The organism is Amycolatopsis sp. NPDC058278 (genome assembly GCF_042881395.1).
Taxonomy (GTDB): Bacteria; Actinomycetota; Actinomycetes; order Mycobacteriales; family Pseudonocardiaceae; genus Amycolatopsis.
Window position 1 is genome coordinate 1 of sequence record NZ_JBHVXZ010000187.1, and the last position, 13,579, is coordinate 13,579.

Genomic DNA, 13,579 nt, shown 5'->3' on the forward strand with positions numbered 1-13,579 from the left:
GGTACAGGCTTCCGCCGAGCAGGGTCACCCCGGAGAGGACGCCGCTGACGAACGGCACCCACGGCAGTGCGGCGCTGCCGAGCAGGGCGAGACCGGCGACGCCGAGCACGGTCAGGAGCACGCCGACGACGAGGATCGAGCGGGTCTTCCACGCCGCGGCCAGTGCGGCGAAGTGCAGGCCGACGACGGTCGCGATCCAGGCGACGTTGGCTTGAACGGGCGCGTCCAGCAGGCTCAGCACGAAGAACCCGGCGACGAGCAGCACCACTTCGCCGATGACGACGACCCGGTAGCCCGGTCCGAACATCGGCCGGTCTTCGAGGGTCGGCCGCCCGCCCGCGCGGACGCCGAGGACCACCACGGCCGCCAGGGCGAGCACGGCGAGGGCGCGCAGCACCCAGCCGAGCGCCGCGGGGACGGGGGCACCGGAGTTGACGAGCACGAAGACGGTACCGAACGCGGCGCCGATGAGCGCCCCCAGGAACTGCTGTCGCATCCGGCGAACCTACCGGAGGGCGCTCGCGAAGCCGTTCTGGCGCCAGGCCTCGTAGACCGTGATCGCCGCGGTGTTCGCGAGGTTGAGCGACCGGCTCGTCGGCAGCATCGGCAGCCGCACGCGGTCGGTCACCTCCGGCGCTTCCTGCACCGCGGCGGGCAGTCCCACCGACTCCGGCCCGAACATCAGGACGTCGCCCGGTGTGTAGGCGACGTCGGTGTACAGCCGCGTCGCCGAAGCCGTGAACGCGTAGACCTCGGCCGGCAGGAGCGCTTCCCAGGCCGCGGCCAGCGAAGCGTGCACGTGGACCCGGGCCAGGTCGTGGTAGTCGAGCCCGGCCCGGCGCAGCTGCTTGTCCTCCAGGGTGAAGCCGAGCGGCTCGACCAGGTGCAGTTCGCAGCCGGTGTTGGCGGCCAGCCGGATCGCGTTGCCGGTGTTGGGCGGGATTTCCGGCTGGTAGAAGAGAACGCGGAACACGGGCTCAGTCTCCGAGCAGGGCCGCGTAGACCTTGCGGACCGCGTCCGGCGGCGGGGTGGGCCGCAGGGTCGCCGGGTCGATGAAGACGTACCGGACGGTGGCCGCCGCCACGAGGGTCTCGCCGCGGTGGATCTCGAAGTCGAAGATCAGCGACGTCGTGCCCAGGTGGTTCGGGTACTGCGAGACGACCAGTTCGTCGTCGTAGCGGGCCGGCGCGCGGAACTTCAGGTTCGCCTCCGCCACCACGACGTCGGTGCCGTGCTTCAGGAACTCTTCGTGGGAGCCGAAAAGGGCCTTCTCCGCTTCGAAGGAGCACATGTCCACATAGGCCAGGTAGTGGGCGTTGAAGACGATGCCCTGGCCGTCGCACTCGTGGTAGCGCACGCGCAGCGGCATCTCGGCGATCGGGCGGCGAGGTGCGGTCACGCGCCCAATCTAGTTCAACCGTGCAGGGCCCGGTACGCGGCCGCCGCGCCCGGCTGCAGCGGCACCGGTTGGGTCCCGATGAGCGTCCGGACGTCGAGGAACTGCGTTCCCACGGCTTCGGCGGGCACCAGCGCGGTGGCGCGCTCGACGAGCAGCCGGACCACGGCCGCGGCGACGTCGTCGGGCAGGGAAGGTGCGCAGACCAGCAGGTTCGCCACGCCGATCGTGCTCAGCGCGCCGACGCCGCGGTACGCGCCGTCGGGGACCTGGACCTGGTCGTAGACCGGGCCGTACGCCGCGCGCAGGGCCGGCACCACCGAATCCAGGGGCAGCAACGCGATCGGGGTCGTCCGGGTCAGCTCGGCGAGCTTCGGCGTCGGGACCCCACCCGACCACAGCATGGCGTCGATGCGGCGGCCGGCCAGCGCGCGGACCGCGTCGTCGAACAGCAGGTGCCGGGCGTCCACCGCGACACCCGCCGTGGCGAACAGGCGCTCGCCGAGCTGCGCCGCCCCGGAGCCGCCCGCGCCCAGGGACACCGCGCGCCCGGCGAGGTCGGCCAGCCGGCGCACCGGGCCGTCCGCGCGCACGACCAGCTGCAGGTAGTTCTCGTAGACGCGGCCGAGGGCGAGCAGCGGGACCGTCCCGGCGAACGGCGGGCCGCCGGCGAGCGCGGTCTGGGCGACGTCGGCGAGCACCAGCCCGAGGTCGGCCTGCCCCCGCTGCACGAGGCCGACGTTGGCGACGCTCGCTTCGGTCGGCACGGCGGCGGCGTGCAGCAGCGGTTCCGCCCGGTTCAGCTCGGCCGAGAGGAGCTCGGCGAAGGCCAGGTAGAACCCGCCGCGCTCACCGGCGGCGATGGTGACCGCGCGTTCCGGGCCGCGGTAGCCGGACGCCGAACACCCGCCCAGCGCCAGGCCGAGACCGCCGAGCAGGGCCGTGCGGCGGGTGAGCGTCATCCCGGCACCTCCCGCAGCGGCAGCGTGACGCGGACCTCGAGACCGTGGGGGAGGGCCTGCCGCAGGTCCAGGACGCCGCCGCGGGTGCGCACCTGCTGGTGGGCGATGGCCAGGCCGAGGCCGGTGCCGCGCGGGGCGCCTTCGCCACCCGCCCGCCAGAACCGTTCGGTCGCCCGCGCCCTGTCCTGTTCGGACAGTCCCGGCCCGTCGTCGGAAACGACGAGCGTCGCGGTCGACGCACCGGTTTCCCAATCCGTCGTGATCTTCGCGCCCCGGCCGGCGTAGTGGACGGCGTTGTCCAGCAGCACATCGAGGATCTGCGCGAGCTCGCCTTCGGGGCAGCGCACGGTGACCGGCTCGTCGTGGCCCGGTGGCGGCACGATCGTCGAGCCCGCGTCCTCGGCGGCCGGGCGCCAGGCGTCGACGCGTTCGGCGAGCACGGACGCGAGGTCGCAGGCCTCGTCCGCGCCCCCGGCGGCGACGCGGGTCGCGGTGCTCTCGGCCAGCGCCAGCGCCAGCAGGCCGTCCAAGAGTTTCTCGAGCCGTTCGACTTCGGCGACGGTCGCCCGGTAGGTGGTGTCGTCGCCCTCGATCCGCCCGGCCAGGGAGTCGACCCGCAGCCGCAGCGCCGCCATCGGGTTCCGCAGCTGGTGCGAGGCGTCGGCAACCAGCCGGTGCTGCTGCTCGGCGGCTTCGAGCACGGCTTCGGACATCCGGTTGACCTCGGCGGCCAGCGACCGCAGCTCGCGCGGCCCGGTGCGTTCCGGCACGTGCGCGCGGTGCCCGCCGGCCACGGCCAGCACCCCGGTCTCGAGCTCGTGCAGCGGCCGCACCATCCACCGGGCCAGCACCACGGCGAGCAGCACGAACACCATCGCGACCAGCACCGCGCCGGCGCCGATGGTGCCCCACCGGGTGGCGACGTCCGCGGCCGCCGCCGTCACCGAAGCGCGCAGCACGACCACGCCGGACACGCGGGTGCCGGTGCCGACCGGGCGGGCGAAGTAGGCCGGTTCGGCCGACCACGGGTCCAGCCGGTCCACCCGCGGCGCCGGTTCGTTGCGCATGGTCGCCTCCACCAGCGCGCGCACCGCCGGCTCGCCCGCGGTCAGGCCGCCCGCCTGCACCAGCGGCAGGCGCCGGCCGTCGACGATGACGACGCCTTCGCCGTACAGCCCGGCGTAGCGCTCCGCGTCGGCCGCGAGGGCCGCGGGGTCGTGGGTGTCGACGGCCTGCTGGGCGAGCACGACGAACCGGTCGACGTCGGCGGTGCGGGAGATGACCAGCTGCTGGGTGCGCTGCTCGGCGGTGGCGGTCAGCAGCGGCAACGCGAACGCGGCGACCACCGCGAGGGCGAGGGCGACCAGGACCACCAGCAGCCGGGTGCGCACGGGGTCAGTCCCGGCCGAGCCGGTAGCCGAAGCCGCGGATGGTGGTGAGCAGGCCCGGTCGGTCGAGCTTGGCGCGCAGCCCGGTCAGGTGGACGTCGAGCGAGCGCGACACCGCGAGGTAGGCGTCCCCCCAGACCTCGTCCATGAGCTGCTGGCGGCTGACCGCGGTGCCGGGGCGGGCGGCGAGCACGGCCAGGATCTCGAACTCCTTGGTGGTGAGCCCGATGTCGTGCCCGGCGACCAGGACCCGGCGGGCGCCGAGGTCGATCTCGACGTCTTCGACGCGCACGACGTCGTCGGCACTGTCGGCCGGGGTGGCGCGGGCGACCGCCCGCCGCACGACGGCGTCCATCCGGGCCAGCAGCTCGGCCAGCCGGACCGGCTTGGTGAGGTAGTCGTCCGCGCCGAGCCGCAGCCCGCGCACGACCGAGCGCTCGTCGCCGCGGGCGGTCAGCACGATCACCGGGACCGGTGAGACGGCCCGGATCTTGCGGAGGACGTCGAGGCCGTCGAGGTCGGGCAAGCCCAAGTCCAGCAGGACGAGGTCGGCCGCGCGGTGGTGGTGCAGCGCGTCGGCCCCGCGGGCGACGCTGGTGACGGGATGACCGCGCGCGTGCAGCGACTCGGCGAGCGCGCCGGCGACACCCGCGTCGTCTTCGACGAGGAGCACGCGCACGGCCATCCCCTGTCAGCGTTGTTGTTCCAGCTCCGAGGTCTTCGAGGTTTCCCGCATTGTGCCGTAGACGATCAGGGACACCAGGACACAGCCCGCGACGTACCAGAAGAACACCGTTTCGTGCCCGGCGCTCTTCAGCGCCTGGGCGATCAGCTCGGCGGTCCCGCCGAAGATCGCCACGGTCAGCGCGTACGGCAGCCCCACGCCGAGGGCGCGGATCTTCGTCGGGAACAGCTCGGCCTTCACGATGGCGTTGATCGAGGTGTACCCGGCGACGATCACCAGCCCGGCCAGCACGAGGAAGAACGCGCCGACGGGGTTGCGGGTCGAGCCCATCACCGTCATCAGCGGGACGGTGAGCAGCGTGCCGCCGATGCCGAAGAACAGCAGCAGCGGTCGGCGGCCGATCCGGTCGGACAGGCGCCCGAACACCGGCTGCAGGAAGGCGGCGATGAGGATCGCGCAGAACAGCACGATGGTGACCTGCCGCCGCGGGATGTGCGCGGTGTTCTCCAGGAACTTCTGGCTGTAGGTGGCGAAGGTGTAGAAGCCGACCGTGCCGCCGAGGGTCAGGCCGACGACGAGCGCGATCTCCTTCGGGTACTTGGCGAGCGCGCGCAGGGTGCCGCGTTCGCCCTTGCTTTCCCCGGCTTCGCGCTGGTAGCTCGCCGACTCGTCCATCCCGCGCCGCAACCACATGACGGTGAGCGCGGCGACCGTGCCGACACCGAACGCGATCCGCCAGCCCCAGGACGTCAGCTGCTGCTCGGTGAGCAGCGCCTGCAGGATCAGCTGGAGGCCGAGAGCGAGCAGCTGGCCGCCGTAGAGCGTCACGTACTGGAAGCTCGAGTAGAAGCCGCGCTTGCCGGGAGTGGCCACTTCGGACAGGTAGGTCGCCGAGGTGGAGTACTCGCCGCCGACCGACAGGCCCTGGATCAGCCGGGCGGTCAGCAGCAGGATCGGCGCGGCGATCCCGATGGAGTGGTAGCTCGGCGTGACGGCGATGAGCAGCGAGCCGCCCGCCATCAGCGTCACCGAGAGCACCAGCGCGCTGCGGCGGCCGAACCGGTCGGCGAACCGCCCGAGCATCCAGCCGCCGAGAGGCCGCATGAGGAACCCGACGGCGAACACGGCGGCGGTCCCGAGGAACGCGGCCGTGGTGTCGGTCGTGGGGAAGAAAGACTTGGCGAAGTAGGTGGTGAACGCCGCATAGGCGTACCAGTCGTACCACTCGACCAAGTTGCCGATAGAGCCGCGCAGCACGTTGCCGATCACGCGCTTTTCGCTGCCATGCTGGTACGTGGCGGCACCGCTGAGCCGGGTTGTCATCGTCGACCTCCTGTGTTGCGACTCACGGTGACCAACCGGCGGGTGAGCGGCAAGACGGAGAGGCAGTTCCTAACACGGGCTTAGGACGGTGACGTTCTTCGCGGACACAGCTGCTCAGCTAGTCGGCGGGCCACTCGTACGACAGTTCGTAGCGGTCGGCCGCGAGCACCATGTCGTTCATCTCCAGCGGTGTGCCGTCGACGCCATGAGCGACGCGGGTGACGGTGATGACCGGGACACCGCCGGCGAGCTGCAGTTGCGTTGCCTCGGCGGGCGTCGGCATCCGCGCGCCGACGTGCTCGGCGAACGAGCCGATGCTTCGGCCGGCCTCTTCCAGTCGCGCGTAGGTACCGCCTGGTCCGGTGTCGACGTCCTCGATGGCGGTGCCGCGCGTCAGCTCGCGCGGGAGGCGCGACACCGCAAGCTGGACCACGAGCCCGTCGGCGCGCATCACGCGATCGCGAACGGTGACCTCGGCCCCTTCGTCGATGGCAAGATGACCGGCTACGCGTGCGCCGGCCGGCTCGAAGCGGATCTTGACAGACGTCGACGGCGCGAAGCCGCCGGCGGCGGCATCGGCAAGGAACGCGCCGCGGTTGCGCTCACGTGCGTCGCGGGACAGTCGCGACCGGGCGACTCGCTGAATGCTGGCCGGCGGCCGCACGAAGACGCCGCGTCCGTGCTCTGAAGTGACCAGACCTTCGCCGCGCAGCACGTCGACGGCTTCGCGGATCGTCGGACGCGAGACGCCGTACGTCCCGACGAGCTCGTGTTCGCTGGGCAACTTCGCGCCGGGCGCGAACTGGCCGGAGACGATCTTCTCGCGGAGATCGGCGGCGACCTGGCGGAAGGCTGGGACCCCACTTGTTCGATCGACCATGCCCTCATTCTCCCACTTGCTAACTTGTCTTGACAAGTTGGCGAACCGATGCCACCGTCGGTTGCCAAGACGTCATGACGAGTAGCGGTGGGGCAAATGATGGCAGCGGTGATCCACATCGACCCCGGAGGCAATCCATCCGGTCGTCGAGGGGGAGTGGCATCGGACCCGGCTGACAGGGATTCCGGCACCGGGGCAAGGCATCACCATGCTGTGCGGTCTCACTGCGGTTGCCGAGTTCCGCCCGTTGTCCGACCGTCGGGCGCACGGTGTGCCACATCAATGCCCGCGTTGCGAGGCGCTCTACCGCCGAGAGCACGGCATCACGCCGAGTCCGGTCAGGCGGAGATCGTGATGGGCTGGTGGATCCGCGACGACGGCACGGAGATCGTCGAGAACGAGGACGGCGAGTTGATCACGGCGGATGAGCTGCTCGGTGACTCGTCGTCGCCTCCTGTGTTGCGACTCACGGTGACCAACCAGCGGGTAACCAGCAAGGTCGGGGGACAGTTCCTGACACCCGTTCAGGACGGCCGCGGCGAGCCCGGGCGCGGGTGCGCGACCCGGCGGCGCTGCCGATAACCTCGTGCGCGGCAGCAGCGCAGGAGTTCACGAAGAGGGAGAACACAGTGGGACGGTCCGTTCTGGTCACCGGGGGCAACCGGGGCATCGGTCTGGCGATCGCCCGGGACCTCGCCGAGCAGGGGCACCGGGTCGCCGTCACGCACCGTGGTTCGGGCGCGCCCGAAGGCCTCTTCGGGGTCCAGGCGGACGTCACCGACACCGCGCAGGTCGACGCCGCCTTCAAGCTCGTCGAGGAGCACCAGGGGCCGGTCGAGGTGCTGGTTTCCAACGCCGGGCTCACCGACGACACGCTGCTGATGCGGATGAGCGACGAGCAGTTCGAGCGCGTCATCGACGCGAACCTGACCGGCGCCTACCGCGTCGCCAAGCGGGCCTCGCGCGGCATGCTGCGCGGCAAGTGGGGGCGGTTCGTCTTCATCTCCTCGGTCGTCGGCCTCTCCGGCTCGGCCGGCCAGGCCAACTACGCCGCGTCGAAGGCCGGGCTGGTCGGCTTCGCGCGGTCGCTGGCCCGGGAGCTCGGCTCGCGCAACATCACCTCGAACGTCGTCGCGCCCGGGTTCGTCCACACGGACATGACCGACGAACTGCCCGAGGAGCGCAAGAAGGAGATCCTCGCGCAGGTGCCCTCCGGCCGGTACGCCGAGCCGTCGGAGATCGCCGCCGCCGTCCGCTACCTGGCCTCCGACGAGGCCGGCTACGTCAACGGCGCGGTGCTGCCCGTCGACGGCGGCCTCGGCCTCGGCCACTGACCTCTTCCGAAGACCCCTGACCCGAACAAGACCTGGAGGACCCGTGCCCGGACTGCTCGAAGGCAAGCGCCTGCTGATCACCGGCATCATCACCGACGCGTCGCTCGCCTTCCACGCGGCCAAGATCGCGCAGCAGGAGGGGGCGAAGGTGGTGCTGACCGGCTTCGGCCGCATGTCGCTGGTCGAGCGCATCGCGAAGCGGCTGCCCGAAGCGGCGCCGGTGATCGAACTCGACGTCACCAACCAAGAACACCTCGACGGCCTGGCCGACAAGGTCCGCGAGCACGTCGACGGCCTCGACGGCGTGCTGCACTCGATCGGCTTCGCGCCGCAGACCTGCCTCGGCGCGCCGTTCCTGGACGCGCCCGCCGAGGACGTCAAGACCGCGATCGAGATCTCGACGTACTCGTACATGTCGCTGGCGAAGGCGTGCCTGCCGCTGCTCGGCCGGGGTGCTTCCTACGTCGGCATGGACTTCGACGCGCGCGTTGCGTGGCCGGTCTACAACTGGATGGGCGTCGCGAAGGCCGGGCTCGAATCGGTCAACCGGTACCTGGCCAAGGAGCTGGGGCCGCAGGGCATCCGGGTCAACCTGGTCAGCGCGGGCCCGATGAAGACCATGGCGGCGAAGTCCATCCCGGGCTTCGTCGACCTGGAAGACGGCTGGGGCGAGCGCGCGCCGCTCGGGTGGGACAGCGCGGACCCGGACCCGGTGGCGAAGAGCGTCTGCGCGGTGCTGTCGGACTGGCTCCCCGCCACCACCGGCTCGATGATCATGGTCGACGGCGGGGTCCACTTCCTCGGCGTCTGAGCCTCACACGGTCACCGGCTCACGGTCGTCGCCGCGCTGGACGGCGGCGGCGACCGTGAGCGCGGCCAGCGTCGCCACGCCGAGAGCGATCCCGGTCCAGGCGACGCTCGGGAAGCCGAGCCCGGCGTCGATCGCGACGCCGCCCAGCCACGGCCCGATGGTGTTGCCGACGTTGAACGCCGCGGTCGTGCTGGCGCCCACGAGCGTGGGGGCGTCGCCGGCGGCGTGGTAGGCCCGCACGTTCAGCGCCGGGTTGGCGCCGAACCCGGCGACGCCGAAAGCCATCACGGCCGCGACGGCCACCAGCGCGTCGGTGGTCAGCGCGAGCACGAGCAGGGCCGCCAGCGCGAGCCCGAGACAGCCGTAGAGCGTCGCGAACGGCCGCCGGTCGGCGAGCCGCCCGCCCGCGGTGATCCCGATCAGCGCGCCGACGCCGAACAGCGCCAGGACGCCGGGCACCCAGCCCTCGGGCAGGCCGTCGGTCTCGGTCAGCAGGGGGGCGAGGTAGCTGAACGCGGCGAAGATCATGGCCTGCGCCAGCGCGATCACGCCGAGGGCGAGCCAGACCCGGCCCCGGCGGTACAGCCGCAGTTCGCCGCGGACGCTCGCCGCGTCACCGGTCGTCTCGGGGACCAGCAGCGCCACGCCCGCCACCGCGACCACGGTCACCACCGCCACGGCCCAGAACGCCGTCCGCCAGCCGGCGTGCTGGCCGAGGAACGTCCCCGCGGGCACCCCGGCGATGTTCGCCACGGTCAGGCCGCCGACCAGGACCGCCATCGCGCGGCCGCGCCGGCCGGCGGGCACGAGCGCGATGGTCGTCGCCAGTGCGACGGCCCAGAACCCGGCGCACGCGAAAGCCGCGACCACTCGCGTGGCGAAGAGAAGGACGTAGCTCTCGGCGAGCGCGCCGACGACGTGCGCCGCGACGAACACGGCGAGCAACGCCAGCAGCGTCCGGCGGCGGGGGAGCCGGAGGGTGCCGATCGCCAGCAGCGGCGCGCCGACGACCATGCCGACGGCGAACGCCGAGATCAGCAGCCCGGCGTCGGGGATGCTCACGTGCAGGTCGGCGGCCATGCCGGGGAGCAGGCCGGTGATCATGAACTCGGACGTGCCCAGCGCGAACACGCTGAGCCCGAGGACGAAGACGGCCAGGGGCATGGTTCTCCTCCGGGTTGTGTATCGGTCAGTTCAAAACTGCGGCACCGTCGGCGACGGTTTCGGGAGGGATTTGTCAGCGGGCGGCGATCGCCGAAAGCGCGATGTCGGCGACGGCGTGCATGCTTTCGGGGCTCGTGCCGCGGCGGGCCATCACCCGCAGGCCCGAGGTGGTGCTGAGCAGGAACTCCGCCACCTCGGCGGGGTCCAGGCCGTCCCGGAGGCTGCCGTCGCGCGCGCCTTCCCGGACGCATGCGGCGAACATGGTCAGGTTCCGTCGGGTGTCGGCCCGCAGGGCGGCGCCCACCTCGTCGTCGGGCAGGCCGAGTTCGGCCAGGGTGTTGACCACGAAGCAGCCGCGGCGGCGGTCCTCGAGGTCGCCCTCGATGGCGCTGTCGAGCACCGCGGCGAGCCGCTCGGCCGCGGTGCCCGGGCCGTCGAGGATCGCTTGGCGCCGGTCCAGCTGGGTGCTGGTGTAGTGCGCCAGCGAACGCCGGAAGAGGGCCCGCTTGCTGGTGAAGGTGTTGTAGACGCTGCTGCGGCCCAGTCCGGTGGCTTCGCACAGGTCCTGCGTCGTCGTCGCTTCGTAGCCGTGTTCCCAGAAGGCGTACATCGCCTTCTCGACGGCGGCGGCTTCGTCGAATTCCCTTGGCCTGGCCATGAAGGCACCGTACCAGAGTTTTGGACTGCGCGATTCATAACGGGCCCGGCTCAGCGTGCGGGCCGCCACATCGGCAAGATGACGGGGGTGGGATACGACGCGTTGCTGTGGCTTTCGTTCGGCGGCCCGGAAGGGCCCGACGAGGTCATGCCGTTCCTCGAGAACGTCACCCGGGGCCGCGGGGTGCCGCGCGAGCGGCTCCTGGAGGTCGCCGGGCACTACCAGCACTTCGGCGGGGTCTCGCCGATCAACAAGCTGAACCGCGACGCGATGGCCGCGGTCGAGAAGCAGCTCGCGGCGGCCGGCGTGGACCTGCCGGTGCACTTCGGCAACCGCAACTGGCACCCGATGGTCGAGGACACCTTGGCCACGCTGACGTCGGACGGCGCGAAGCGGATCCTGGTGTTCCCCACGAGTGCGTACGGCGGCTACTCGGCGTGCCGCCAGTACGACGAGGACATCGAGCGCGCCCGCGCGGCGGTCGGCGACGGCGCCCCCGAGCTGGTGAAGATCCGTCAGTTCTTCGACCACCCGCTGTTCGTCTCGGCGGTCGCCGACGGCGTGCGCGCCGCCCACGCGTCACTGGGGGACGAGCCCGGGATCCGCACGGTCTTCACCGCCCACTCGGTACCGGAGAGCGCCGACCGCGCCTCGGGGCCGCCGCCGGAGGGCGGCCGCCGGTACTCGCGCCAGATCGCGGAGGCGGCTCGCCTGGTGGCGGCCGAAGCGGGCATCGCGGAGTACGACGTCGTCTGGCAGTCGCGGTCCGGGCCGCCGCAGGTGCCGTGGCTGGAGCCGGACATCGTCGACCACATCGACGCGCTGCACGCCGCCGGGGTGCCTGGCGTAATCGTGTCGCCGATCGGGTTCGTGTCGGACCACCTCGAGGTGATCTGGGACCTGGACAACGAGGCCGCGGAACGCGCGGCGGAGCACGGGATGGCCTTCGCCCGCGCGGCGACGGCGGGCAGCGATCCGCGGTTCGCGGAGCTGGTCGTGGAGCTGGTCCGCGAGCACACGCACGGAATCCCGGCGCGGAAGCTGTCGGCGTTCCCGGTGGCGGGCTGCACCGTCAACGGCGCGCCCTGTGCGATCGGCTGCTGCGAACCGGCGAAGCGCCCCGCCCGTTAGGTTTTGCGCCCCACGAGGTGGAAGACGCGGCTGAGCCGGCGGTAGGGATCACGCCGGCCGGCTTCGAACTCGACGGCCGCCACGCGCTCGGTTTCGGCCGGGTCCGGTCCGGCGCCGCTGAGGTCGAGCCAATCGACGAACAGCCAGACGCCGTACCAGTCGACGGGTTCCACGCCGCGGCGGCGGAGGGATTCGCTCAGTTCCGCCACGGTGTCGGCGCGTGTCGGCAGGCCCAGCACCCCGATTTCGGTGCGGGCGTCGAACGCTTCCAGCGCGTCCTCCCAGCGTCCTTCCATCGCCGGGCGCACCGCGGCCGCGTCGGCGTTGCCCGTCATGATCGAGACGAGACCGCCGGGCGCGGCGCACCGGCACAGCTGGTCGAGGACGGGCTCCGGCGACTCCAGGTACCCGAGCACGCCGTGGCACAGGACGGCGTCGAAGCGGCGGCCGCCGATCGCCTCCGCGGCGTCCGCGGCGTCGGCTTCCACGAAGGTCACGTGGTCCTGGATGGCCGCCGGTAGCCGCTGCCGGGCTTTGTCGAGCATCGCCGCCGACGAGTCGAGCAGGGTGACGTCGTAGCCCGCGCGGGCCAGCGGGAACGACTGGTGGCCGGCGCCGCCGCCGACGTCGAGCACCGCGGCCGGCGGGGCGGGCAGGTGGTCCAGCAGCTGCCAGTGCAGCACGAGCGTGCGCACGCGACCTTTGACGGAAGCGTAGGCACCGTCGGCGAAATCGCCGGCCAGCGCGGCCCAGGTGTCCTCGGTCATCGCGGACGGCTCAGCCTTCGCGGGCCGTCTGCTCCGCGAACGCCCGCACCGCCTCGTCGACCGCCGCGCAGCGGGCCGTCCGGACCGCGTCCGACAGCGGCCGCAACGCCTGGGCCCGCAACGTCGAAGCCGAAGCCGACAACGCCCCGCCCGGCTCGTCCGAGGACGCGATCGCCAGGATCGCCGCGATCTCCTCGGCCCGCTGCAGCACCCGCAACGCGCGCCCGGGCGTCCCGGCCGGCCAGTCGACGTCCGGGCGTGAACGCAGGTGGGCCGACAGCTCCGCGCGCACCCCCGGCCGGTCGGAGGCCACGTCCAGGGTCTGCAACGCCCCCGCGCTGGCCCGGATCGCGTCCGTCAGCCCGTGCTCGGCCTCGCCGAGCGGGACGTACTCCGGCGTCGTCGGCGACGTCAGCGAACAGACCGTCCAGCGCACCAGGCCCTCGGCGATCGGCTCCGGCACCAGGCCGAACCCGAGGTCGGGGAGCACCAGCGCGTCCCCCGCGCGCAACGCCGCTTCGGTGAACGGCCCGCCGCCGCCGAGGCCGCGAACGTCGCCGGGGACGGGCAGCACCAGGTTCAGCGATTTCGCTCCTTGCGAACGCAGCGCCATCAGCAGCTGCACCGGCGTGGCCGCCCGGTTGAACGCCAGCGGGAGCGCGAAGGCGTCGGCCGCGGCCGCGTCGGCGGCCACGACGTCATGGGCCTCACCCCACGCGAGCAGGGCATCGAGGACATCGTCGGACGCGGCGGCCCCGTTGAGCCACGCGCTCGACCAGACGGCGAAAGTCGCACTGGGACGGCACACAGTCCCCTATTTTACCGGCCTATTTCACCGGCTCGCCCCCGAGACTCCGAGCGCGCCCAGGCTGGAGCCGCTCCACATCGACGGGCCGCCGATCCGGCAGTAGCGTCGAACGGGTGAACGCTGTTCCAGACGCTCTTCCCCGCACTGCCGGGGCCCTGCGCGCGGCCGGGTACGAGCCGCGCCCCATCGCGCAAGAGATCCACGACAACCTGCTGAGCGCCCTCAAGAACGGCGAGGACGCCTGGCCCGGCATCGTCGGGTTCTCCCGCAC

The 13,579-nt window shown here is 72.3% G+C and carries 16 protein-coding genes and 1 pseudogene; 5 read left to right on the forward strand and 12 right to left on the reverse strand.

All coding sequences use genetic code 11. The features are described 5' to 3' along the window. The 8 genes from ACFVYA_RS46740 to ACFVYA_RS46775 form a co-directional block, all read right to left on the reverse strand. On the reverse strand, nt 1–496 hold a 496-nt coding region (locus tag ACFVYA_RS46740), incomplete at its 3' end, for a hypothetical protein (RefSeq protein WP_387054657.1). A gap of 9 nt (nt 497–505) precedes the next feature. Continuing rightward, the gene (locus ACFVYA_RS46745; protein WP_387054659.1) at nt 506–973 is read right to left on the reverse strand and encodes a tRNA (cytidine(34)-2'-O)-methyltransferase; all 468 of its coding nucleotides are present in this window, start codon (nt 971–973) and stop codon (nt 506–508) included. Between the two features lie 4 nt (nt 974–977). Then, nucleotides 978–1,400 carry an acyl-CoA thioesterase gene (locus tag ACFVYA_RS46750; protein ID WP_387054661.1) on the reverse strand — a complete coding sequence of 141 codons (423 nt, stop codon included), beginning with the start codon at nt 1,398–1,400 and terminating at the stop codon, nt 978–980. 14 nt (nt 1,401–1,414) lie between these two features. Continuing rightward, nucleotides 1,415–2,359, reverse strand: coding sequence for a TAXI family TRAP transporter solute-binding subunit (locus tag ACFVYA_RS46755; protein ID WP_387054663.1), 945 nt, complete (start codon nt 2,357–2,359; stop codon nt 1,415–1,417). Further along, the gene (locus ACFVYA_RS46760; protein WP_387054666.1) at nt 2,356–3,750 is read right to left on the reverse strand and encodes a sensor histidine kinase; all 1,395 of its coding nucleotides are present in this window, start codon (nt 3,748–3,750) and stop codon (nt 2,356–2,358) included. The genes ACFVYA_RS46755 and ACFVYA_RS46760 overlap by 4 nt, the downstream gene beginning before the upstream one ends. A 4-nt stretch (nt 3,751–3,754) precedes the next feature. Then, on the reverse strand, nt 3,755–4,432 hold the full coding sequence (locus tag ACFVYA_RS46765) for a response regulator transcription factor (RefSeq protein ID WP_387054668.1): 678 nt from the start codon (nt 4,430–4,432) through the stop codon (nt 3,755–3,757). Nucleotides 4,433–4,438: 6 nt separating this feature from the next. Beyond that, a complete protein-coding gene (locus ACFVYA_RS46770) occupies nt 4,439–5,755 on the reverse strand; it encodes an MFS transporter (RefSeq protein WP_387054670.1) in 1,317 nt (438 codons plus the stop codon). Between the two features lie 118 nt (nt 5,756–5,873). Beyond that, nucleotides 5,874–6,635: a GntR family transcriptional regulator gene (locus ACFVYA_RS46775; RefSeq protein WP_387054672.1), complete on the reverse strand. Its 762-nt coding sequence runs from the start codon at nt 6,633–6,635 to the stop codon at nt 5,874–5,876. A gap of 354 nt (nt 6,636–6,989) precedes the next feature. Here ACFVYA_RS46775 and ACFVYA_RS46780 point away from each other — a divergent pair, with 354 nt between their 5' ends. From ACFVYA_RS46780 to fabI, 3 genes are read left to right on the forward strand one after another with little or no spacing between them, the layout of a single operon-like run. Further along, on the forward strand, nt 6,990–7,217 hold the full coding sequence (locus tag ACFVYA_RS46780) for a hypothetical protein (RefSeq protein ID WP_387054674.1): 228 nt from the start codon (nt 6,990–6,992) through the stop codon (nt 7,215–7,217). A gap of 47 nt (nt 7,218–7,264) precedes the next feature. Beyond that, a complete protein-coding gene (gene fabG, locus ACFVYA_RS46785; RefSeq protein ID WP_285992097.1) occupies nt 7,265–7,969 on the forward strand; it encodes a beta-ketoacyl-ACP reductase in 705 nt (234 codons plus the stop codon). Nucleotides 7,970–8,012: 43 nt separating this feature from the next. Further along, a complete protein-coding gene (fabI, locus tag ACFVYA_RS46790; RefSeq protein ID WP_387054676.1) occupies nt 8,013–8,780 on the forward strand; it encodes an enoyl-ACP reductase FabI in 768 nt (255 codons plus the stop codon). A 3-nt stretch (nt 8,781–8,783) separates the two neighbouring features. Here fabI and ACFVYA_RS46795 read toward each other — a convergent pair whose 3' ends face one another. Both ACFVYA_RS46795 and ACFVYA_RS46800 read right to left on the reverse strand, forming a co-directional pair. After that, entirely contained in the window at nt 8,784–9,944 is a 1,161-nt protein-coding gene (locus tag ACFVYA_RS46795; RefSeq protein ID WP_387054678.1) for a Cmx/CmrA family chloramphenicol efflux MFS transporter, read from the reverse strand. A 73-nt stretch (nt 9,945–10,017) separates the two neighbouring features. Next, complete coding sequence (locus ACFVYA_RS46800) at nt 10,018–10,602, reverse strand: TetR/AcrR family transcriptional regulator (RefSeq protein WP_387054680.1); 585 nt, start codon at nt 10,600–10,602, stop codon at nt 10,018–10,020. Between the two features lie 87 nt (nt 10,603–10,689). Here ACFVYA_RS46800 and ACFVYA_RS46805 point away from each other — a divergent pair, with 87 nt between their 5' ends. After that, complete coding sequence (locus ACFVYA_RS46805) at nt 10,690–11,733, forward strand: ferrochelatase (protein WP_387054686.1); 1,044 nt, start codon at nt 10,690–10,692, stop codon at nt 11,731–11,733. Here ACFVYA_RS46805 and ACFVYA_RS46810 read toward each other — a convergent pair. Further along, a complete protein-coding gene (locus ACFVYA_RS46810) occupies nt 11,730–12,500 on the reverse strand; it encodes a class I SAM-dependent methyltransferase (protein WP_387054682.1) in 771 nt (256 codons plus the stop codon). The genes ACFVYA_RS46805 and ACFVYA_RS46810 overlap by 4 nt on opposite strands. A 10-nt stretch (nt 12,501–12,510) precedes the next feature. Then, the gene (locus ACFVYA_RS46815; protein WP_387054684.1) at nt 12,511–13,308 is read right to left on the reverse strand and encodes a hypothetical protein; all 798 of its coding nucleotides are present in this window, start codon (nt 13,306–13,308) and stop codon (nt 12,511–12,513) included. 113 nt (nt 13,309–13,421) lie between these two features. Between ACFVYA_RS46815 and ACFVYA_RS46820 the strand changes: the two are divergent. Further along, nucleotides 13,422–13,579 (forward strand): annotated as a pseudogene (locus ACFVYA_RS46820) (magnesium chelatase); the annotation flags it as partial.